The 20939-nt window shown below is 43.7% G+C and carries 23 protein-coding genes; 3 read left to right on the plus strand and 20 right to left on the minus strand.

Annotated elements, in window-relative coordinates:
• Positions 1–116: 116 nt before the first annotated feature.
• The 10 genes from ytxJ to KP77_RS11765 form a co-directional block, all read right to left on the minus strand.
• Positions 117–440 (minus strand): bacillithiol system redox-active protein YtxJ, encoded by a 324-nt coding sequence (gene ytxJ / locus KP77_RS11720; RefSeq protein ID WP_041122935.1) that lies wholly within the window; start codon positions 438–440, stop codon positions 117–119.
• Between the two features lie 24 nt (positions 441–464).
• Positions 465–878, minus strand: coding sequence for a YtxH domain-containing protein (locus KP77_RS11725; protein ID WP_052474132.1), 414 nt, complete (start codon positions 876–878; stop codon positions 465–467).
• A gap of 21 nt (positions 879–899) precedes the next feature.
• Positions 900–1388, minus strand: a complete 489-nt coding sequence (locus KP77_RS11730; protein ID WP_041122936.1) for a DUF948 domain-containing protein — start codon at positions 1386–1388, stop codon at positions 900–902.
• Positions 1389–1538: 150 nt separating this feature from the next.
• Complete coding sequence (gene murC, locus KP77_RS11735; protein WP_041122937.1) at positions 1539–2846, minus strand: UDP-N-acetylmuramate--L-alanine ligase; 1308 nt, start codon at positions 2844–2846, stop codon at positions 1539–1541.
• 116 nt (positions 2847–2962) lie between these two features.
• Positions 2963–5299, minus strand: coding sequence for a DNA translocase FtsK (locus tag KP77_RS11740; RefSeq protein ID WP_041122938.1), 2337 nt, complete (start codon positions 5297–5299; stop codon positions 2963–2965).
• 138 nt (positions 5300–5437) lie between these two features.
• Positions 5438–6037: a YtpR family tRNA-binding protein gene (gene ytpR, locus KP77_RS11745; RefSeq protein WP_041122939.1), complete on the minus strand. Its 600-nt coding sequence runs from the start codon at positions 6035–6037 to the stop codon at positions 5438–5440.
• Entirely contained in the window at positions 6034–6861 is an 828-nt protein-coding gene (locus KP77_RS11750; protein WP_407637928.1) for a DUF1444 domain-containing protein, read from the minus strand. Before KP77_RS11750 ends, ytpR begins: the two co-directional genes overlap by 4 nt.
• A 179-nt stretch (positions 6862–7040) precedes the next feature.
• Entirely contained in the window at positions 7041–7361 is a 321-nt protein-coding gene (locus KP77_RS11755; protein WP_041122940.1) for a thioredoxin family protein, read from the minus strand.
• On the minus strand, positions 7348–8376 hold the full coding sequence (locus tag KP77_RS11760) for a PTS transporter subunit IIC (protein ID WP_041122941.1): 1029 nt from the start codon (positions 8374–8376) through the stop codon (positions 7348–7350). The genes KP77_RS11755 and KP77_RS11760 overlap by 14 nt, the downstream gene beginning before the upstream one ends.
• A gap of 315 nt (positions 8377–8691) precedes the next feature.
• Positions 8692–9216, minus strand: a complete 525-nt coding sequence (locus KP77_RS11765; RefSeq protein WP_041122942.1) for a hypothetical protein — start codon at positions 9214–9216, stop codon at positions 8692–8694.
• Between the two features lie 144 nt (positions 9217–9360).
• On the opposite strand from KP77_RS11765, the gene KP77_RS11770 reads away from it, so the two are divergent.
• Entirely contained in the window at positions 9361–9807 is a 447-nt protein-coding gene (locus KP77_RS11770; protein ID WP_041122943.1) for a YtoQ family protein, read from the plus strand.
• A gap of 32 nt (positions 9808–9839) precedes the next feature.
• Here the strand turns inward: KP77_RS11770 and KP77_RS11775 are convergent, their stop codons facing one another.
• Together KP77_RS11775 and KP77_RS11780 are read right to left on the minus strand one after the other, a co-directional pair.
• Positions 9840–10349 carry a DUF84 family protein gene (locus tag KP77_RS11775; protein WP_041122944.1) on the minus strand — a complete coding sequence of 170 codons (510 nt, stop codon included), beginning with the start codon at positions 10347–10349 and terminating at the stop codon, positions 9840–9842.
• Position 10350: 1 nt separating this feature from the next.
• Positions 10351–11424, minus strand: coding sequence for a M42 family metallopeptidase (locus KP77_RS11780; protein ID WP_041122945.1), 1074 nt, complete (start codon positions 11422–11424; stop codon positions 10351–10353).
• 167 nt (positions 11425–11591) lie between these two features.
• On the opposite strand from KP77_RS11780, the gene KP77_RS11785 reads away from it, so the two are divergent.
• Entirely contained in the window at positions 11592–11909 is a 318-nt protein-coding gene (locus tag KP77_RS11785; RefSeq protein ID WP_041122946.1) for a PepSY domain-containing protein, read from the plus strand.
• A gap of 40 nt (positions 11910–11949) precedes the next feature.
• On the opposite strand, the gene KP77_RS11790 is transcribed toward KP77_RS11785, so the two are convergent.
• The 6 genes from KP77_RS11790 to thpR all read right to left on the minus strand — a co-directional run bounded on the left by KP77_RS11790 (position 11950) and on the right by thpR (position 17248).
• Positions 11950–12804 carry a YtnP family quorum-quenching lactonase gene (locus KP77_RS11790; protein ID WP_041122947.1) on the minus strand — a complete coding sequence of 285 codons (855 nt, stop codon included), beginning with the start codon at positions 12802–12804 and terminating at the stop codon, positions 11950–11952.
• Between the two features lie 262 nt (positions 12805–13066).
• Positions 13067–13705, minus strand: coding sequence for a tRNA (guanosine(46)-N7)-methyltransferase TrmB (gene trmB / locus KP77_RS11795; RefSeq protein WP_041122948.1), 639 nt, complete (start codon positions 13703–13705; stop codon positions 13067–13069).
• 193 nt (positions 13706–13898) lie between these two features.
• The gene (locus KP77_RS11800) at positions 13899–14693 is read right to left on the minus strand and encodes a phosphotransferase family protein (protein WP_041122949.1); all 795 of its coding nucleotides are present in this window, start codon (positions 14691–14693) and stop codon (positions 13899–13901) included.
• 104 nt (positions 14694–14797) lie between these two features.
• A complete protein-coding gene (locus KP77_RS11805; protein ID WP_052474134.1) occupies positions 14798–15733 on the minus strand; it encodes a diacylglycerol/lipid kinase family protein in 936 nt (311 codons plus the stop codon).
• A complete protein-coding gene (locus tag KP77_RS11810) occupies positions 15730–16701 on the minus strand; it encodes an NERD domain-containing protein (RefSeq protein WP_160289520.1) in 972 nt (323 codons plus the stop codon). Before KP77_RS11810 ends, KP77_RS11805 begins: the two co-directional genes overlap by 4 nt.
• Positions 16682–17248 (minus strand): RNA 2',3'-cyclic phosphodiesterase, encoded by a 567-nt coding sequence (gene thpR, locus KP77_RS17590; protein WP_052474136.1) that lies wholly within the window; start codon positions 17246–17248, stop codon positions 16682–16684. The genes KP77_RS11810 and thpR overlap by 20 nt, the downstream gene beginning before the upstream one ends.
• A 128-nt stretch (positions 17249–17376) precedes the next feature.
• On the opposite strand from thpR, the gene cysK reads away from it, so the two are divergent.
• Positions 17377–18309, plus strand: a complete 933-nt coding sequence (gene cysK, locus KP77_RS11820) for a cysteine synthase A (RefSeq protein WP_041122951.1) — start codon at positions 17377–17379, stop codon at positions 18307–18309.
• A gap of 256 nt (positions 18310–18565) precedes the next feature.
• On the opposite strand, the gene dat is transcribed toward cysK, so the two are convergent.
• On the minus strand, positions 18566–19435 hold the full coding sequence (gene dat, locus KP77_RS11830; RefSeq protein WP_152614730.1) for a D-amino-acid transaminase: 870 nt from the start codon (positions 19433–19435) through the stop codon (positions 18566–18568).
• A 17-nt stretch (positions 19436–19452) separates the two neighbouring features.
• Positions 19453–20871: a dipeptidase PepV gene (gene pepV / locus KP77_RS11835; protein WP_041122954.1), complete on the minus strand. Its 1419-nt coding sequence runs from the start codon at positions 20869–20871 to the stop codon at positions 19453–19455.
• Positions 20872–20939: the final 68 nt, after the last annotated feature.

Raw genomic sequence — 20939 nt, forward strand, 5'->3', positions numbered from 1 at the left:
TATTGTATAATCAGTCGTTCTTTTAGACACAAAAATGCCCCCTTCATAGTAGTAGAGAAGTTTTATTATTTCTCTGTCTACTTTGAAGGGAGCATATCAGGTAGGGGCCAGCTTTTTTACTTTGTATTCGCTTCTTTCAGTGCACGTTCTGTAATACGCGAATGTGAAGTGTTCCAGACAGGTTCACCGTTTTTAACATGAAATACCTGAGGTGATTCATGCCGCGTATTGAATGCTTCAGCAATATGGTTTGACGTTTCCCTTGTTTCCTGGATCGGTACATACACCATTTTGACATGTTCATTTTCAAAAAATGACTGACAGGCTGAATATGCCGCTGAAGAAATCGGGCAAGTCAGACTGTGTTTTAAAATAAAAAAGTCTTTTTCGTTTTGCAGTATCTGATTAAACTGCTCTATGCTTGAGATCTTTTCCATCATAATCAACTCCTGTTCCTGAAAAACCTACCTGTTTGTTCTAAGCGGCTCTTCAGATGTTGGCGGTGTCAATGGGTCGACAGGATGCACAGTTGGCAGTGATGGATCCTTTGCTGTTACCAGCTGAGGCGCCTGTTCATTCTGTTTTTCTTTTGAACGGAATGACTTTACTTTATCCATCACACCGCTTGACTGATCCTGAACATTTTTAGAAATAACAGCAGACTTCTCTTTTGCAAGTGCTGCCATTTCAGAGCTTTTTGTAACAGCCTGATCTTTCCATTCATACGAACGGTCCTTCAGTCTGCCGGCCTGTGTATTCAGATCCTGCCGGAATTCCCCGCCGGATTTCGGTGCCAGAAACAGTGCCGTTACAGCTCCAGCGATACTGCCGATTAGTGCGCCAAGTACAAAATCTCTCGTGTTATTATTTTTTTCCATAACTGATCCTCCTGCATTGGTTTATTTTTGATTGTCATCAACTGGTGGCAATGCACGTTGAGGTTCAGGGTATCTTTCAGTCGATGTAGAAGCGTATTCCTTCTTACGCGTTTTCCATTTATTACGGATCTCCATTGCCACATTACTCCACTGCACAACCTGTGCAATCTTTTCTTCGTTCTGCTCAGCTGATTGAGTCACTGAGTGAGTAATTTTTCCGATCGAATTGTTAAGCTGCTGAACGTTAGTGCCAACACCTTTTACAGCATCTACTACAGAATTCAGCTTAGCTGATTTGCCCTGGATGTCTTCTGCCAGGCCATTCGTTTTATGTAATAGTTCGGTTGTTTCCGTCGTAATTCCGTCAAGCTGCTTCTGTAGCGCTGCAACGGTGTCTGCAAGGCTGTTCAGTGTCTTCTTAACAGCAGTTAATGTAACCGCCAGACTAATACATAAAATTAAAAATCCTCCCGCTGCAAGCAGCGCACTGATATAAAGTAACATTTCCATAATTGCTTTCAGCTCCCTTCTGTTTATAATTTGGTATTACCCTTACCCCGTCTTACCTAAACGCTCCCTTCTCCTATTCTACAAGGATTTCCGAATTTCCTTCATAGAGAATAAAAAAAGAAGCCGGGTATTCTCCCGGCTTCTATCATATCACTCATGTTCACTGATCCACGATTCAAATGACTCCTGGAATTTCTGTACGTCACCTGCACCCATGAAAAGGAACACACCGTTATCGTGTTTTCCAAGGGAAGAAGGATCGTCAGCTGATAAAATTTCAGCGCCGTCAATTTTATTCTGCAGATCTGTAATAGAAAGCTTGCCGTGATTTTCACGGGCTGAACCAAATATCTCACACAGATATACATGATCTGCTTTTTTCAGGCAGTCTGCAAACTCTTCAAGAAACGTCTGTGTTCTTGTAAAAGTGTGCGGCTGGAAGATCGCGATAATGTCTCTGTCAGGATATTTCTTTGAAGCAGAATCAAGTGTTGCTTTAATCTCAGTCGGATGATGCGCATAATCATCAATCAGCGTTCTGCTTCCGATATGCTTCTCTGTGAAGCGGCGCTTAACGCCACCGAATGTTTTCAGCTGTACCTGCACGACTTCTGTCTGTATGCCTTCATAATGGCAGATTGCGATGACTGATAAAGCATTCAGAATTGTATGGTCTCCATACATCGGAATCTCAAATGAAGCATAATATTCATTTCTTACAAACACATCAAATGACGTTCCTGCTGCAGACGTCTCCACGTTGCGCGCCTGGAAGTCATTCTCTTCGTTGAATCCATAAAATAATACCGGTACATTGGCAACCAGGCTCTGAAGGTGATCATCATCGCCACAGGCAATGATTCCTTTGTTGACCTGTTTTGCCATCTCCTGAAACGCTGAAAATACATCTTCAATATCAGCAAAGTAATCAGGGTGATCAAAATCTATATTCGTCATGATCATATAGTCAGGTGAATATGAGAGGAAGTGTCTGCGGTATTCGCAGGCTTCAAAAACAAAATACTTACTGTCTTCAAACCCTTTTCCTGATCCGTCTCCGATCAGATAAGATGTCTGATCAGCTCCCTGCATTACATGTGCAAGCAGTCCGGTTGTGGATGTTTTTCCGTGGGCACCTGATACTCCGACAGAAATATAATTATTCATAAAATCCCCGAGGAATTTATGATATCTGATACATTCTACTCCCTGATCGTGTGCAGCCTGAATTTCCTCATGGTCATCAGGAAATGCGTTACCTGCAATCACAGTCATACCGGGATTAATATTTTCTTTATTAAAAGGAAGAATCTCAATGCCTCTGTCTTCTAAAGGCTTTTGAGTGAAAAAGCGTTTTTCAATATCTGAGCCTTGTACCTCATGATTCATATCGTGAAGAATTTGAGCAAGGGGACTCATGCCCGATCCTTTAATTCCTACAAAGTGAAAACTTGTCATGGTTGAACCTCCAACAGTCTTATGCGCTGTCCGCATTCGACAGTATATAATGATCTTTCATTCTGGCACATATTTTGTTATTATAACACGTTTTAAATTGTGCACAAATAAACAGTTTATTTTCCTGCTTTCGCTGTTTCAGTCAGTTCTGTAAGGTCTTCGTGAGCCATCAGAACATCTCTTGGCTTACTGCCTTTTGACTCTGAAATCCAGCCATTTTTCTCCATCATATCGATCAGTCTTGCAGCACGGTTATAGCCGATTCTGAACTGTCTCTGAAGCAGTGAAGTTGATGCTCCACCCTGCTCAATCACAAATTCACATGCTTCTGTCAGCAGCTCATCTTCCTCATCCTGAAATTCCACTTTTGCCAGCAGCTCTTCCTGTTCAAACAAGTACGATGCTCTACGTTCATTTTTGACATGTGCTGCCACATCGTCAATTTCGTCATCAGACACAAATGTACCCTGCAGTCTTACAGGTTTTGAAGCTCCGTTTTCAAGAAACAGCATATCGCCTCTTCCTAGGAGTCTCTCAGCACCTGAACTGTCGATAATTGTACGCGAGTCCACCTGTGAGCTAACTGAGAATGCGATCCTCGTCGGTACATTCGCTTTAATTAAACCTGTAATAACATCGACAGAAGGACGCTGCGTTGCAATTAACAGATGAATCCCGCACGCTCTTGCTTTTTGTGCAATCCTGCAGATCGCTTCCTCAACATCTGCTGGTGCCATCATCATCAGATCTGCTAACTCATCAATGACAACAACAAGGTATGGCAGCTTCTGTGAATAATTGCCTTCATTTTTTACTTTATGATTGTACCGTTTAATATCTCTTACTCCGGCATGAGCAAACAGCTGATAGCGTCTTTCCATTTCCTCAACAGCCCACTTCAGTGCTGCAGTGGCAGCTTTTACATCGGTAATCACCGGGCTGACCAGGTGCGGAATATGGTTGTAAGGTGCCAATTCAACAACTTTCGGATCAATCAGCAACATTTTCACATCGTCAGGGGATGAGTGATACATCAGACTGATCAGAATGGAGTTGATACATACACTCTTACCTGAACCTGTTGCGCCTGCTATTAATCCGTGCGGCATTTTGCTGATATCTGTAATGACAGGTTTCCCTTCAATATCAAGACCGAGTGCAACCGGAAGTTCAGCATCTGAATGCTGAAAATCTTTATGAGCAAGAATTTCTTTAATGGCCACAGGACGGCTGTTGGGATTTGGAATCTCAATGCCTACTGCCATCTTCCCTGGAATCGGTGCTTCCATTCTGATATCCCTTGCTGCCAGCCCGAGCTTAATGTCATCTGTCAGACTTGTAATTTTACTTACTTTAACCCCTTTATCAGGAAATAATTCAAACCTGGTGACAGAAGGACCCTGCGTCACATTTTTCACTGTCGCATTCACATTAAAGTGGAACAGTGTTTCATTTAACAGTTCTGCCTGATAATCCAGCCAATCCTGATCCGGCTCTGCAAATACAGGCGGAGCCAGTAAATCAAGAGATGGTTTCATAAAATGCGGAAGTGCTTCCTCAGGTTCTTCCAAAGGTTCATTATGAACGGGCTTTTCTTCTTTTCCAGCATTTGCTTTATTATATGGTTCTTCTGCCCTTTTGCGCTTATCCTGCTTCAGCATCATCACGTTGAATGGTACGCGGTTACGAGGCTTAGGTTCGTCTGACTTTTGCACAGGTTCAGGTGTTTCCTTACTGTCAGCCTCCTGAACCTGAGCGGCCGGTTCTTCAGCGATGCTTTCAGGTTCAGAATCCTGTGTGCTGTCTGGATCAACTGGTTCCGGTTGCTCGGGCTCAGGTGTCTGACTGATTGGATCTGCCAAGACTTCTTCCCGGGAAGGTTCCCCTGCTTTATAGGCAGGTTCCTCCGGACTTGTCTGATCCGCCTGCAGAGACATCTCAGGTTCTGGGATTACTGAAGCTGTATCGCTTTCTTTCTCTTCAGGCACTTCCTGTGGTTCGTCTGGTTGAAGCGAAGACACTTCAGCCAACTTTTTCTCTGACTTTTGTTCTTCTTTTTCACGGGCAATTTTTCTTTTTAACTCAGTGAATGAAGAAATTTCATATTCAACAGGATTACTGTTATGTACTGGTTTAGCTTTTGGCCTTTCCCTGAATCCGTAGATTGGAGACGGGACATCTGTCGGTTTAAATGGACCGGCATGCGGACTTTTCTCAATGATTCTTGATTTTTCCGGTTCCTTTGCTTTTACCTTTTTATCCTCCCGCTCTTTTTTAGCAGCTGATTCATCAGGGATCAGCGGAAATCTGAATTCACCCTTGGGATACTGATAGGACACTCTGGTCTGCAGATCTTTTCTATTTTCACCTGATTTTATTTTCGGTGCATCTTCTTCTATATATTCTTCATCCTGCCTTTGAACGAAAGACAAGAGTTTTTGAATCCAACTCATCTACATCACTCTTTCTATTATGTTCTCATTCATTCTAGCAGGTTTTAACCTTTTTTCATGCCGTTTAAACAAAATTGGTCAAATGGATAGACAATGTGGAAAAAATCCGCTCTGTCATAAAAACAGAGCGGATTTCTCTTACAGACTGAACGGCTCCCCTGCCTGTCCATCTTCAAGTACTAAAATTCCTTTTTTCTCAGGTGCATTTGGCAGTCCAAGTTCTTTAGCCGAGCAGATCATTCCGCTTGATGGGACACCTCTGAGATCAGCATCTTTAATCACCATTCCACTAGGCATCACAGCACCAACCTTTGCTACTACTACCTTTTGACCTACATCAACATTCGGTGCTCCGCAGACGATCTGAAGACGTCTTTCTCCTACATTCACTTGGCAGACGTTCAGCTTGTCAGCATTCGGATGTTTTTCCATTTCTTCAACGTGACCAATCACAAACTTTGGTGTAAAGTCAGCTTCGATCTGATGATCAAATCCGCTTTCCTGAATCAATTGATTCACTTTCGCAAGCTTTTCATCATCCATTTCTACCGGGCCGGCTGATCTGAATTCCTCAGAAGGCTGACCGAAGATATTATAGCCGGTTATTTCACCAGTTTCAGTATTTTTAATCTGAACAACCTGGCCTTTCTCTTCAAAAGCTTTGTCGTGCCGCGGTGTGTCCTTCAACTTAACAATCAGTACTTCCCCAACGCCTTTTTCATTGTAGAATACATTCATTTCTTTGAATCTCCTTCATCTTTACTTTTATTTTTACCAAGAATGAATACCGGCTCAAGTTCAGCTTCTTCATACAGGAATGAGAGGGCAGTGATTGGAACATGGCCCGCTGCAAAGAATGACATTGCCATCTGTGCAAGGACGTCATAGCCCGTTTCATTTCTCATATCCCCAATAATTAAGACATCCTGATGCGGTACAGCAACCGTCATTTCACCTTCCATTTTTGAAGACATTTCCTTCAAAAAGGCTTCATTTAAAATTCTGCTCGCATCATAGCCGTCATTTGAGTTAAGGAAGTAGAATACATTACCCGCCACTTCATCTCTTTTCATCTCAGTATCAAGCGAGCGGACGTTGAACATCGCAATTTCTTTCACCTGTTCTCTCGTCCAGGATTGCTTCTCTAAAAATTGCTGGTCAATCATGCGGTACGTCTTGCCGAGATCGACTGCATAATACACCCTTGTCTCCGCTGTATGCTCGTCGAAAACAAATGGAATACCTTCAGATGACTCCTCCGGAAAAGATGTTGAACGGATTACAGGAAAAATCTGCTTCTCCGCTTCTTCAACTACTGTCTCAGTACCCATTACTGCAAGGGCTTCGTTTATATAATACACAGTTTCTTCAATTGCTTCATCCTTCTTTTCATTCCACTTTCCGACAACGCTTGGAAGGGAAACTTCAATACCCTTTTTTGTATCTCCATTTTCTACGCGAAGCTGATCTTTTTCACGGTTATACCGGATATTCCGCCCCGGCTTTTCAAGCTTCTCTGTCAAAATCTTTTTCATTTTTATTGAGTCCATTTTTTCAGCCATGGTACCCCTCCTTGTCAGGTTTCATTGTTTCTGCTGATATATGCGCCGTACAGAAACTTACATTGCTTTATATTGTGATGAATAAAATTCTGATGATGTTTTTTTCTCCGCATTTCATTGTACACGAAAACAACCCGGTCCTAAAGCATTTCATTTTAGGAGCCGGGTTGTTCTATTGATTATGATGCTTTTAATCCGTCGATGAATTGTTCGATTTCTTCCTGGGTTTTGCGGTCTTTGCTGACAAACCTGCCAGTTTCAGTTCCATTTTCAAATGCCACGAAGCTTGGAATGCCAAATACACTGAGGTCAGCGCAAATATCAATAAACTCATCACGGTCTACGTAAATAAACTGATAATCAGGATACTTACTTTCCACATCCGGCAAGATCGGTTCGATTACACGGCAATCCGGGCACCAGTCTGCAGAAAACATGAAGATATGCTTTCCGTTATTTTTCATTTCGTTAAACTGTTCAATCGATTCAAGCTTTTTCATATTTAACTCCTCCTGTATCAATTCTCATTTGACCGGGCTTAATCATTCCCGCTTTTAACATATAATGAGATAGTAACAGGCTGATGACTGCCGGTCCAATGAAATGCAACATTCCGACCTTCATGAGTACATCAAGTGTAAAACCCATCGTATCAAATGTCATAATCTGGCCGACAAATCCACTCGTACCCATACCCGCTCCTGAAGCATTGTTCTCCATTTGCAGCCACACCGTTCCAAGCGGCGCAAGCAGAACGCCCGCTACTGTCGGCGGAATCAGAATCAGTGGATTTCTTACAATATTCGGAACCTGCAGCATGGATGTGCCGATTGCCTGGGCCAGTGAACCGCCAAGCTTATTATCCCGGTAACTCGCAACTGCAAAACCGATCATCTGCGCACTGCACCCGATCGCTGCAGCACCCGCCGCTAGCCCGTCAAGCTCAAGCATCAGCGCAATGGCTGCACTTGAGATCGGGGCAGTCAATGCAAGCCCCATTAATCCTGCTACCAGCATCCCCATTACAAATGGCCTCTGCTCAGTCGCCCATCCGATTGTATCTCCTGTTGCCTGCATAAAAGATTGAATCTCAGGACCTACAAGTGCTGATATACCATAACCTGCAGCAATCGTTACAAAAGGCGTGACAATAATATCAATTTTCGTGGACTGACTGACCAGCTTCCCGATTTCTGTTGAGAACACAGCCGCTACATAAGCACCTGCAGGCCCTCCGAGTGCGTACCCTGCAGCTCCTGTAATGACCCCGGCAAATAATACTAGCGGCGGTGCTTTCAATCCAAATGCAATAGCAGCACCGATTGCAGGACCTGCCAGCCCCATCGCGAGAACGCCCATCTCAGTCAGGAATGTGATCCCGAGTTCATTACCTGCAGTCTGCATAATCAGTCCGATGATTAATGAACTGAATAGTCCAAGTGCCATAAAGCTTAAACCATCAATTAAATAAGTCTTAAAAGATATATGTATGCCTTTTTTCTTAAGAAAGCTCATGTTTTTATCTCTCCTCCCCTGAATAGTGTAAAGACACTTGTAAAGGTTGTAAAGATATTTTTACTTTTGTCTATGTTAAACCCTGATGTTGTTTTAGCACAGCTGGTGATTGCAGCGGAAGGGGGAACGACTCCAGCAGGAGAAGTCTGACAGGTGAGACCCCGCAGCGCGAAGCGCGAGGAGGGTCGATTGAACCGGAGCCAAAAACCGGCTCATGCGGAAAGCGTTTCCCCCTGGAGCGGAAATCAACAGCCAACTTTAACAGAGCTTTATTTTTAGGTCACCTCACTTAACGGTATAAAAAAGCCCGGAAGATTATTCTTCCGGGTTGTCATCAGTCCAGTCAGCTGATCTGACCGTATCCATCATCCATTTCGCATTGCTGCTGATATCTTCTAACGAGGTTACTGTCGTCAGCTTCGTATAGTCCATACCTGTTGTCAGTTCATAGTTCTCTTCATCGATCTGACGAAGCAGCACATAACCGAATCTGTCTTTCTCTTCAAATGTTTCATTTACCAGCCACTCTGCTTCAGCAGCTTCTGTCATTGTGTAGATGACATCATTACCTGCTTCTTCATTTAAATGGTGAAACAGCACGTAAGTTTCATTACTTTTTTCAATGACAGCATTGTGATCGGATGTTTCGGCCACCTCTGCCGTATATGGAAGGTGGACTTCAAGGTCATCTAATTCAGTATTTGGACGCTCAGCCTCATCAAGAAATATATCCTCAACTTCTGTCAGCGTTTTTTCTCTTTCCTGCTCTATTGTTGTATTACAAGCTGCAAGTACAGCGGATGTGAAAATAACAAATAAAATAAACAGATGTTTCTTCAATTGTTTTCCTCCTTATGAACACGTTCGCTATACATCATACTAATCCGGCGTTCATTTGACAACCCTTTCCCCCGTCAAATCATTTCCAGTCGAAAATTCAGCGTGTTATACTGAAATTATTACATATCGAGAAGGGGAGATTTGATGGAACTGACGATTTATCTTGCAGGAGAAATACACAGTGACTGGCGCGCAAAGCTGAAGGACCAGGCGTCTTCACTCCCTTACACGTTACACTTTACAGGCCCGATGGAAAACCACAGCCGCTCTGATGATATCGGTGAAGAAATTCTCGGTAAACAGCCGAATGCGATCTTTAAAGACGATGCAGCTTCTGCCTTTAACAACCTGAGAACACAGGTGCTGATGCAGAAATCTGACCTTGTCATTGCATTATTCGGGGAACAGTATAAGCAGTGGAATACTGCAATGGATGCTTCTGCTGCCCTTACAATGAATAAGCCGCTGATTTTGATCAGACCTGAAAAACTGCACCATGCATTAAAAGAACTGTCACGAAAAGCGACAGTTACAGTAGAAACACCTGAACAGGCTTTAAAAGCTGTATCTTATATTTTTGAAACTGAATAAGTAAAAAGGGATCTCGCGTACGATCCCTTTTTTTATTTGCCTCTTGTGTATTCCCACTGACCAATCAGCAGCTCAACAATATGCTCAAACATTTGTGACCTTGAGATCCTTCCATTCGTAAAAAATCCTACAGCCCCTTCGTTTTGTCTGATATTTTTCTGCTTACTGTATTGCTCCATCAGCGGCCCCAGCTCTTCTCCATTACGGAGCGGAGCAGCAATTTCATCAGGGAGTCTGATGCTTGCCCCTGAAGCGGTAAATGGTTCTTTAATGCCTGGGACATAAAGCGCTCCCCAGTTACAGATATAAAGACCATCATGATGTTCTGCTACGCCACCTTCAAGCCCTATGCCGGCAGCACCGTCAAAACATTTTGCTGCATTAATAGCACGGTTGATTGCACCCTGTCTGGTCTCATCATGACCAAAGGGCTGATCCTTTACTCCGGATTGAGTTTTGAACCCTTTAACTTCACCAAAGAGCCAGCAGCTTTTCACTGCTGACACTTTCGCTTGATTGACTGTACCGACTGCGAGATTCATGTTATGAACCCTGTTTGATAGACTCAACAGTTGATTTGTCACATGACTTCACAAGCTTCACAAGCAGTTCTTTTGCAGCAGCATAATCATCGATGTGGATCATTGAAGCTGAGGTATGAATATATCTTGAACAGATGCCGACTACCGCACTCGATACCCCTTCATTTGAGATGTGAACGCGGCCTGCATCTGTACCGCCTGCCGATACAAAATACTGATAAGGAATATTGTTTGTTTCAGCTGTATCCAGAACGAACTCTCTCATGCCGCGATGAGTCACCATGCTGCGGTCAAGAATACGGAGCAGTGTTCCCTTGCCAAGCTGACCAAATTCATTTTTATCTCCTGTCATATCATTTGCAGGACTTGCATCCATCGCAAAGAAAATATCAGGTTTGATCAGGTTAGCAGCAGTCTGTGCCCCTCTGAGTCCTACTTCTTCCTGCACAGTGGCACCGCTGTATAATGTGTTAGGCAGTGATTCATTCTGCAGCTCTTTTAACAGTTCAATTGAAATACCGCAGCCGTAACGGTTATCCCAGGCTTTTGCCAGAATCTTTTTCTTGTTTTCCATCGGTGTGAATTCACATACAGGCACAATCTGCTGTCCTGGTAAAATACCCATTGATTCAGCATCCGCCTTATCATCTGCGCCTACATCAATCAGCATATTTTTAATATCCATCGGCTTTGCCCGCTTCTCTTCACTTAAAAGATGCGGTGGAATTGAACCAATCACACCGGTAATTTTTTTATCGCCTGCAATCACTTCAACGCGTTGTGCCAGTAAGACCTGGCTCCACCAGCCGCCTAAAGTCTGAAAGCGGATCATGCCGTTTTCTGTAATCCCGGTCACCATGAACCCTACTTCATCCATGTGTCCTGCAGCCATAACAACCGGGCTGTCTTCAGGTCCTTTTTTCAAACCGAAAATACTGCCAAGTCCGTCCTGTACAATTTCATCTGAGTACTTTGACAACTCTTCTTTCATCAGTTTTCTGATCGCGTGCTCATTACCCGGCGCACCAGGGAGCTCTGTTAGTTGTTTGAATAACGCTAATGTATCCTGATTCATTATGTATACTTCCTTTCATAAATGCATTCTATCCTATTTTACAGAACTTTCTTTCACCTTTCCACTTTCCATGATTAAGATTGGAAGAAATTGCTCTTAAATGAGGTGCATCAGAATGGTGAATCCGCTATACTTAAAATTGAATTGAATATCCGGAGGTGAATCATATGAATTGGAAAGATGCAGCCCTTGGCGCAGCAGTAGGCTTAACAGCCGGTGTTGTGATTAGCCAGAGTGCAAATGCCGTACAGTCAAATCAGGTTTCTGCTGAAAAGGTTCTTCAGAATGTGAAAGATCAATTTAAGCAGGATGGACCGATTGATGGCTCCTGGATTCAGATGAACCCAGAAGATCATCAGGTACTTGCGGTGAAAAACAAAGTATATCGTGGAGGCATATCACGTCACGACGGCAGTGAACTTGAACAATTTGAATTCATTGCTGATGCGAAAACAGGCACAGTGATGGATGTGTATAAAATATAATCATTAAAGGGGTGTCCAGATTTCCGGACACCCCTTTTAATTAATCAGTAAATGGCGTTCGCTTCAGTTCACCAGTGACTTCTTTACCTGTTTCATTCCATTTGATCATCCGGACATGTGCATCATGGTAAAAACTGAACCACCATCCGTTGTTCAGTCCGTCCTTTACCCATTTCTCTTTTGCATAGACAGATGTCATCGGATAGTCATCATAAGCAAGAACCCACAGCGGATTCTGGTGCGCATGAGTCGGCATCAGGTCAGCCATATGCAGAATCACTTCACCTTTTTGCTCCATTTTCACAATACAGTGACCATCACTGTGACCACCGGTGTGAATCATTGTCATACCGGGACGCACTTCAAATTCATCTGTAAAAGTCTTCACCTGATTCTGAACTGCTGTCCAGTTTTCTTTCCAATATGTATTTCTTGATCTGATATTCGGTTCTCTGATTTCGTTCCATTCTGTTTCACTTGCATAAATTACTGCCTGCGGAAAAACAGATCTCATCTCATCTCCGTCTGGAGTCGTTAATCCTCCAATATGATCAAAATGCATGTGCGTCATCACAACTGTATCAATGTCATCAACAGTCAGATTCAGTTGTGCGAGCGAGCGTTCAATCGATGCTTCACGTGTAATCCCGTAGTTGCGCTTCTTCTTTTCATCATATTTCCCATATCCAACACCCGCATCAATCAGAATATTTTTGTCACCTGTCCGCACTAATAAGGGTTCTGTGACAAGCTCAATCTGATTTTTATCGTTTACAGGATATTTCTTAGACCAAAGGGGTTTTGGCACAACACCAAACATTGCTCCGCCATCCATATTGGTGATGCCGCCGTCCAGCCAGTAAATGTCCCAGTCACCAAACTTAAAAGTATCCACTCGAATCGCCTCCTATTGTATACGCTTTCATATTAACATAGAAAAAAACCCTGATACAAAAAAGTAACAGGGTTTAAAATCGTTCCGCTGCGCTTCAGGCGGATGCTTTCCGCGGGAACGGCGGTGAGCCTCCTCAGGCTTCGCCTTGCGGGGTCTCACCTGTCCGTTTTATCCCGCTGGAGTCACCGCCTTCCGCTCCGCTGCACTAATACTTATTTTAGGTACCATCTTGCAACATTTTATAACAGCCTATACTACTTTATTAATAACGCACTTCACAGCGGTAGATGGGCTGGCCCATTGATGAAAATTTCTCTTCATATTCAGTCATAACATTGCCTTCAAAATCACTGTTATGAAGATCAAGGCTCACGTAAGTTAAGAGCAGACCGTAGGCTGAGAAGCTTTGTAAGGAGTACTCAAACAGGCCTCTGTTATCCGTTTTGAAATGAATTTCTCCATGTTCAGGCAGCACTGTTTTATAAAGGTCCAGAAACTTTTTGAATGTTAAGCGGCGCTTTTCATGCCTGGTTTTTGGCCATGGATCAGAGAAGTTCAGATAGACGCGGTCTACTTCTCCTCTTTCAAATACATCACCAAGAATTTCTGCATTGATCGTCAGCAGTCTGACATTAGGAATGCCTGCTTCAATCATCCGGTCAAGTGCAGTGATCGCAATGCTTTCAGACAGTTCAATTGCAATATAGTTTACTTCCGGATGCATTTTAGCCATTTCAGTTATAAATCTGCCTTTACCTGAACCAACTTCAATATGAAGGTCGTTGTCATTTCCAAATACCGCTGCCTTCCAGCTGCCTTTAAAAGTTTCAGGTTCAGCCGGCACGTATTCAGGGTGCTTTTGCAAATAGTCTTCAGCCCACGGTTTATTCCTTGCTCTCATTGTGTGATCTCCTTTATATATGATTCGATAAGTTATATTTAAAACTTTGACTCTGTAAAAGGTGGCTGTTGATTTCCGCTCCAGGGGAACGTTTTCTACTTCAGCCCCAGCTGTGCAAAACTATATTAAACTTCAACATAAATTAAATCAAAAATAGCCTGTGCTCTTCTGATGTTGCCAGAAAAGAATCAGGCTACTTAAGGTTTTCTTTCTTTTGGGTGCGCTGCAGAAAGTTCATCCATTTGGTTACATCGTGCAGGCGGCCTTTGTCCTTTTGCCACTGAAGCATGACAAGTGCCTGGCTGACGACATACCATTTCATTCTCAGGCGGAAGTCATCGGTCAGCTCCTCGCCGTAATGAGCCATCCAGCTGCTCCATTCTGCTTCCGGTACGTACCAGTGCAAAAGCATACCTACATCAACAGCAGGATCAGCAAGCATCGCGCCATCCCAATCTATTAAAAATAATTCATCAACATCTGATAAAAGCCAGTTATTATGATTCACATCTCCATGACAGACAACGTAGCTTTCTGCCGAGATCCGGTCCAGGTTATGACGCAAAAACGTCAGTGCTTCCCTGACAGGAGGCAGATACTTTAGTTCTGTATCTAGTGTATCAGCCACTTCCGCATACATAAGAGAGGGGTCGTATGGCTCTTTACCCAGTCTTTGCAGCATAGAAGTTAATGGCCTGGAGCTATGAATTTTTTTCAGCATTTTAGCGATTCGGGGACCGTTCATTTCATCTGCATGAAGCTCACGTCCATTCAGCCAGTGCTGTGCTGTAATCACATCACCGTTCTCAAGGCGCTTTGTCCACTTTAGTCTTGGCACAATCCCTTCAGCTGATAATACAGCTAAAAAAGGTGATGAGTTGCGCTTCAGAAAAAGTTTCTGTTCATGATATCTGGCGAAAAAAGCTTCTCCTGAAGCCCCGCCTGCAGATATGATCTCCCAGTCCTGATCATCAAATAAATGTTCCAATTCATTCACCTTCTATAGCGGAGTGGTTTAAGATCTTCATAGAATAGAAAAAGATAGCAGCTACACAAAGCGCTATCCATTTAAAATATTATCGTTTTTCACTGTCATTCGTCAAGAGCCAACTGACCTGCCACCCGGATTTTATCAGCAGCGATTTGTGCCAAGAGCGCCTTACCGGCAGGAAGCAGGCCGTTATCCTCCCCGTCAGCATGTACTCTGACGTCTCTGTCTGCTATGCAGTGCACAAGGTCAGAACGGACTTGAAATACTTCTTTAAATGAAATGTGGGATCCTTTAAAAACACTTAAGAATACCAGTAAAAACTTTATTCTCGAGAGCCCGTGTACGACTGTTACATCGAGCAGTCCATCTTTTGTATCGGCATGAGGGGCAATTTTCATCCCGCCCCCATAATAAGGCTGATTAGATATTGTCGTAAACCAGACGCGTTCAAACTGCTTTTCACGTCCATCTGAGGTTAATGTAAGTGTATAAGGCTTAAAGACCAGCAGCTGCTGAATCAGGAAGACGACATACACTAATTTACCTGCTGACAATTTATTCAGGACCTTTTTAATGCGGGAACGGTTTGCAGAATATGCGACCTCCGCATCAAAACCTGCCCCCATATTACTGACGGCAACCCGCTCTTTCTTTATGCTGTATGTAATCAGATCCTGATCTTCACTTTGCAGGCGGGACAAACGCTCAGGCAGATTCACGTCCAGCTTAAGCCCGCCAAAATGTCTCGCAAAATCATTGCCGGAACCTGCCGGGATGGAGGCGAACACTGCATGTTTGTGACCTGCTGCTCCGTTTACTGCTTCATGCATCGTTCCATCCCCGCCAGAGACGATAAAGCATACCTTTTCAAATGGATACTCATCACACCACTCTCTGATTCTGTTTTCAATGTCATGCTTCGCCCTTGAGATCCACACTTCAATACCTGCCTGTTTGAATACAGGAATCAATAAAGCCAATGTTTTTTGATTCAATCCTTTTCCGGCATTAGGATTAAAGATCGCAATTTTCTTCATTCTTCGGTATCACCCAGCAGATCTTCATCCGCTTCACTCCATTGCATACGTTTGACAGATGTTGTCTGAGCGTATTCAATGACTGCGCGGGCTGCTTTCATCTGCATATGTTTAAACGGAGAAGACATCGTACGCTGATGATCATGCCATTTCTGAATAGACCTTTTATCGATGACTTTATAGCCATACGGAATATCCGGAAAGTCCACATACCCTGTTCTTGATAAAACGGCCTTATGAATTGTAAAGTCCACATCGTTTTTATCGAATATCTGTTGAAGAATAGATGCAGTCCGGTCCAGTGAGATTAATGGATTCAGCTGGGTATGCTCACTTTCCCCTTTTTTCACCTTCCAGAAACGCTCGGTGGACCCTACAAAAACAGTATCTTCACCCTGATCAAGCAGGGATATACACCATAGCGCTGTTGGCGTGAACAATAGCACCTCCAATTCTACCGGCGCTTTCTTCAATAACAGAATCGGTTCATACATTAATAGAAACGTATCGGGAAAACGCTGGAGGAAAAACTTCAGATGATCATCCCGGTGATATTTCGAATCCACGTAAGACTTTTCAGTTAGTGTTGAGCTTGCCCATTTCAGCTGAAAATGAAGCAGCTGATCGAGGTAAAGGTGCTTCAGATCATCCAGTGTCTCCGGTTTATAATAGACGGAAGGTTCAAATGAAAGGTCGTCACTTTCATCCGGCTCCTCTTCAACTTCGGGTTCTTCTTCATGACGCACAAGAATTTTCTTGAATCTCTTTAAAATCCCTTCCTTGCCCTCCACTTCCTCTTTAAAGCGCTGAATCTCCTCTTCATTGAGGTAGACACCGCCATCTTCCCACTGCTGTTTAATTTTTGTCCACTGCTGTTTTTTCAGCCTGACATATTGTGAAGGATAGCGAATCATATCCTTTTCGTATCTTGAAACGTAATCCTGCAGCTTAATTAACTGTGCCATCATTTTCACCGCTTTCTGATAACTGATAGGAGGCATATATCTCATACATCGGTCTTTTTTGAGGATGAATCTCATAGATGACAACTTCATCTATAAGCCCTGTTACAGGTTCAACAGGTCCTCTATATACGTCAGCCGGTTCGCCTTTCCACTTTTTCGCCAGCGTGGCATGGGGACGAAACGGTCTATGTTCATCTTTATGGATCAGTCCTGCAATGTCCTGTACAGTCCGGTATAGTTCATTCAGAGGTGCAGAAGGTGTTGGTCTTGCCCACCATACCCTTGGTGCCAACTCATGGCCAAACGTATCGATTCGATCAAACGTTACACGAATTTTTTCATGGCTTTTTATCTTATTATCGAGCTCCGCGCAGACAATCTTAAGCTCTTGCTCTGAAACCGCACCAAAAAATGACAATGTAATATGAAGGTCATCGCGCTCAGTGTATTTTTTAAAGCAGTCCTGTTGAAGATGAGTCTGCTGCAGCTCATACAATTTGCTTTTCACTTTATCCGGTAATTTGCACGCAATGAAATAATGTTTTTCCATTGTCATCCTCCATTATGCTGTACTTGCTTTATTATAACGTTTTTTGGAAGTCTGGACAGTCTAAATTGAATCCCCGCGCGGTTAAAGGTAGAATGAAATCACGTAACTGTCTTGAAAGGATGATCATGATGAAAGTAGTTAATAATATTGCAGAACTGATCGGGGATACACCCTTTGTAAAACTAAACAGACTGCAGCCTGAAAAAGGAGCAACAGTTTATGCAAAACTTGAATACTACAATCCGAGTAAAAGTGTAAAAGACCGTGCTGCCTTCAATATGATGCTTGAAGCTGAAAAATCGGGATTATTAAAAGAAGGCTCTACAATCATTGAGCCGACAAGCGGTAACACAGGCATTGGCATCGCGATGAATGCAGCAGCCCGCGGATACCGTTCTATCCTAGTGATGCCGGATACGATGACAGCTGAACGGATTAATCTGTTAAAAGCATACGGCGCCGAAGTCGTGCTCACACCAGGTGATGAAAAAATGCCTGGCGCAATTAAAAAAGCAAACGAGCTGGCAAAGGAAATCGAAGGCAGCTTTGTACCAATGCAATTTGAGAATTTCGCTAATCCGGATGCACACAGAAAATCCACGGCACTTGAAATTATCGAAGCCGCTGACCAGCTGGGCAAACCGCTCAGTGCATTTGTTGCAACAGCAGGTACAGGCGGCACGATCACTGGAACCGGTGAAGTGCTGAAGGAAAAATATAACGGGCTTCAGGTGCACGTCGTTGAGCCGGCAGGGTCTCCTGTATTATCCGGTGGAAAGCCTGGAAAGCATAAGCTTGTTGGTACAAGCCCCGGTTTTATCCCTGATATCCTGAATCAGGACGTATATGATAAGATTCATAAAATTGAAGACGAACAGGCATATGATATTACACGCCGCCTTGCGCGGGAGGAAGGTATCCTAGTCGGTCCTTCATCAGGGGCAGCATGTTATGCGGCATTAGAAGTAGCGAAGACACTGCCTGAGGATTCATTTGTGGTGTTTATTGCGTGTGATACGGGTGAGAGATACCTGTCGAGCGACGTGTTCAGATATGAATAAAATGATATAACACTATAAAACAACAATAATAAAGCAGCGGCTGAAACGTTTATGTTTCAACCGCTGCTTTTTATTTACTTATTAAAGTTGATTTATTTTATTGCACGGCTGATGATTGGAGCGGAAGGCGGTGACTCCTGCGGCAGGAAGGGACAGGTGAGACAATCACGGCGCAGCCTGATGGCTCACCGCCCGGCCGCGGAAAGCTTCCGCCTGAAGCGGAAATCAGCAGCCAACTTTTACAGAGCGAAATTTATTAAAGCGTAATGGTCTCTGTCAATGCCCCGCATTGTTTTTCAACTGCTTCTTCGAATGCTTCCTGCAGTTTACGTGTCCAGTTACCTGGTGTGCCGTTTGCGATTTGTGCGTCATTTACCTGTGTTAACGGCATGACTTCTGCTGTGGTACTTGCCATAAAGACTTCTTCTGCATTCATCAGTTCATCAAGTGTGAATGCTTTTTCAGCAACCTGAAGACCAATTGCTGCGCAGTGCTTTAAAATTTCACGGCGTGTGATCCCGTTTAAAATAAGGTTTGTTGCCGGATGTGTATACATCGTGTTATCTGAAATAATAAAGATATTGGAAGATGAGCCTTCAGTGACAGTTTCGTCTCTGTGCAGGATCGCTTCAAAGCCGCCTTTAGATACTGCTTCCTGTTTTGCGAGCAGGTTACCGAGTAAGTTCAGACTCTTAATATCACATCTCAGCCATCTGACATCCGGTGTTGTAATTGCCTTAACGCCAGCGCTCATATCCGCAACGGGACGAGCTACTTCCTTTGTATAGGCAGTGAGCACTGCACTTGGCTGGTCAGGAAAATGGTGCTGTCTTGATGATGCACCGCGTGTGACCTGAAGATAGATGATCCCTGTATCGAGCTGGTTGTCTGCCATCAGCTTTTCAAGTCTTGCTGTTAGCTCTTCAAGTGTAAAAGGAAGCGTCAGAAAAATCTTTTCAGCAGATTCAAATAACCTTGTCAGGTGCTCTTTCGCTGTAAACATTTTACCACCGTATACTCTGACAACTTCATATACACCGTCACCAAATTGATAGCCGCGGTCTTCAATGTCCACTGTTCCATTTACACGGTCTAAAAACTGATCATTTACAAGAATTGTTCCCAAACTGATCTCCCCCTCTATCATTCCTTTTCGCAGGCAAGCTCATAGATGGCTTCTGCATATATAGCCGTGGCTTTTAATAAGTCTTCTACATCAATATATTCATCTTTCTGGTGTGCTACATCTTCTTTTCCGGGGAACAGTGCGCCAAATGCGACTCCTTTTTCAAGTGAGCGTGCATAAGTGCCTCCCCCAATGGCGAGAAGTTCACCTTTTTCACCAGTCTGATTCTCATACACTTTCAGTAATGTCTGGATAAAAGGATCATCACCATTTACATGATGCGGCTTAGAGTCATCTTTTACATCAACACGGATATGGTGATTCTTCATTTCATCCGTCAGCCAATCACGCTTCTGATCCATATCATATGTAACCGGATAGCGTATATTAAGTCCGAAATAAGCCTGATCTTCTGTATAACGGATCAGCCCGGTGTTCAATGTCAGATCACCGCTTATGTCATCCTGACCTGCGATGCCAAGCGCAACACCTCTCGAACCGTTATATAAGTATTTATTGGCAAAGCCGGCAAATGCCTTTGATCTGGCATCGAGTCCAAACCTGCATAAAAATCTTAACAGCATAATGCCTGCATTGATTCCATCGTCAGGCTCCATCGCATGAGCAGATTGTCCATTCAGCTCCATCGTCAGCAGTCCGCTCTTCACATAAAAGTCTCCGCTTAATTCATGCTCCTTCAGAAATTCTTCATATTCCTGCAGCAGATAAGTCTGTTCAGCATGAACGGTCAGTTCTGCCTTAGCATAATCCGGCACCATATTGTAGCGTTCGCCGGAATGAAACGTATGCATTTCGATCTTAGGTGCATGCACGTCAGGTTCATAATCTGTCAGATGGAAATCGGCGTCCATGATTCCTTTTTCAGCATGGATCACCGGAAAATCGGCATCAGGCGCAAAGCCGATTGAAGGCATCTCTTCTTCCTGAAAATAACGGTCTACACAGCGCCAGTCACTTTCTTCGTCCGTTCCAATGATCATCCTGACCCTTTTATTCATTTTCAGATTCAGCTCTTTAATGATTTTCATCGCGAAATAAGCAGCGATTGTCGGTCCTTTATCATCAATTGCTCCCCGGCCAAACAGTTTTCCATCCTCTACAACGCCCTCAAACGGAGGATGGGACCACCCTTTACCGGCGGGCACAACATCTACGTGACAGAGAATGCCGAGCAGCTCATCCCCCTGACCCATCTCAAGGTGCCCCGCAATATTGCCAACGTTTTTGCTGATGAATCCGGCTGATTCACCGGCGTTTAATAAGTAATCCAGTGCTTCTTTCACTTCTTTGCCAAAAGGGGCATGCTCATCAGCAGCTGATTCATCCAGTACACTCGGAATCGCGATTAGCTGCCTGAGTTCCCTGATGATTCCGTCTTTTCTTTTTTCTGCTTCATCTGTCCAGCTGATCGTCACCGCGTTCACTCCGTTCTTTGATAATGGTCCTATTATAGAACATTTCACTCCTGGAATCACCATGAAAT

Origin of the sequence: Jeotgalibacillus alimentarius (genome assembly GCF_000829445.1) — a bacterium.
Taxonomy (GTDB): Bacteria; Bacillota; Bacilli; order Bacillales; family Jeotgalibacillaceae; genus Jeotgalibacillus; species Jeotgalibacillus alimentarius.

Coding starts and splice junctions, on each gene's coding strand:
- ytxJ (WP_041122935.1), bottom strand. CDS start 440: ATGATGGAAAAGATCTCAAGCATAGAGCAGTTTAATCAGATACTGCAA.
- KP77_RS11725 (WP_052474132.1), bottom strand. CDS start 878: ATGGAAAAAAATAATAACACGAGAGATTTTGTACTTGGCGCACTAATC.
- KP77_RS11730 (WP_041122936.1), bottom strand. CDS start 1,388: ATGGAAATGTTACTTTATATCAGTGCGCTGCTTGCAGCGGGAGGATTT.
- murC (WP_041122937.1), bottom strand. CDS start 2,846: ATGACAAGTTTTCACTTTGTAGGAATTAAAGGATCGGGCATGAGTCCC.
- KP77_RS11740 (WP_041122938.1), bottom strand. CDS start 5,299: ATGAGTTGGATTCAAAAACTCTTGTCTTTCGTTCAAAGGCAGGATGAA.
- ytpR (WP_041122939.1), bottom strand. CDS start 6,037: ATGAATGTATTCTACAATGAAAAAGGCGTTGGGGAAGTACTGATTGTT.
- KP77_RS11750 (WP_407637928.1), bottom strand. CDS start 6,861: ATGGCTGAAAAAATGGACTCAATAAAAATGAAAAAGATTTTGACAGAG.
- KP77_RS11755 (WP_041122940.1), bottom strand. CDS start 7,361: ATGAAAAAGCTTGAATCGATTGAACAGTTTAACGAAATGAAAAATAAC.
- KP77_RS11760 (WP_041122941.1), bottom strand. CDS start 8,376: ATGAGCTTTCTTAAGAAAAAAGGCATACATATATCTTTTAAGACTTAT.
- KP77_RS11770 (WP_041122943.1), top strand. CDS start 9,361: ATGGAACTGACGATTTATCTTGCAGGAGAAATACACAGTGACTGGCGC.
- KP77_RS11775 (WP_041122944.1), bottom strand. CDS start 10,349: ATGAATCTCGCAGTCGGTACAGTCAATCAAGCGAAAGTGTCAGCAGTG.
- KP77_RS11780 (WP_041122945.1), bottom strand. CDS start 11,424: ATGAATCAGGATACATTAGCGTTATTCAAACAACTAACAGAGCTCCCT.
- KP77_RS11785 (WP_041122946.1), top strand. CDS start 11,592: ATGAATTGGAAAGATGCAGCCCTTGGCGCAGCAGTAGGCTTAACAGCC.
- trmB (WP_041122948.1), bottom strand. CDS start 13,705: ATGAGAGCAAGGAATAAACCGTGGGCTGAAGACTATTTGCAAAAGCAC.
- KP77_RS11805 (WP_052474134.1), bottom strand. CDS start 15,733: ATGAAGAAAATTGCGATCTTTAATCCTAATGCCGGAAAAGGATTGAAT.
- KP77_RS11810 (WP_160289520.1), bottom strand. CDS start 16,701: ATGATGGCACAGTTAATTAAGCTGCAGGATTACGTTTCAAGATACGAA.
- thpR (WP_052474136.1), bottom strand. CDS start 17,248: ATGGAAAAACATTATTTCATTGCGTGCAAATTACCGGATAAAGTGAAA.
- cysK (WP_041122951.1), top strand. CDS start 17,377: ATGAAAGTAGTTAATAATATTGCAGAACTGATCGGGGATACACCCTTT.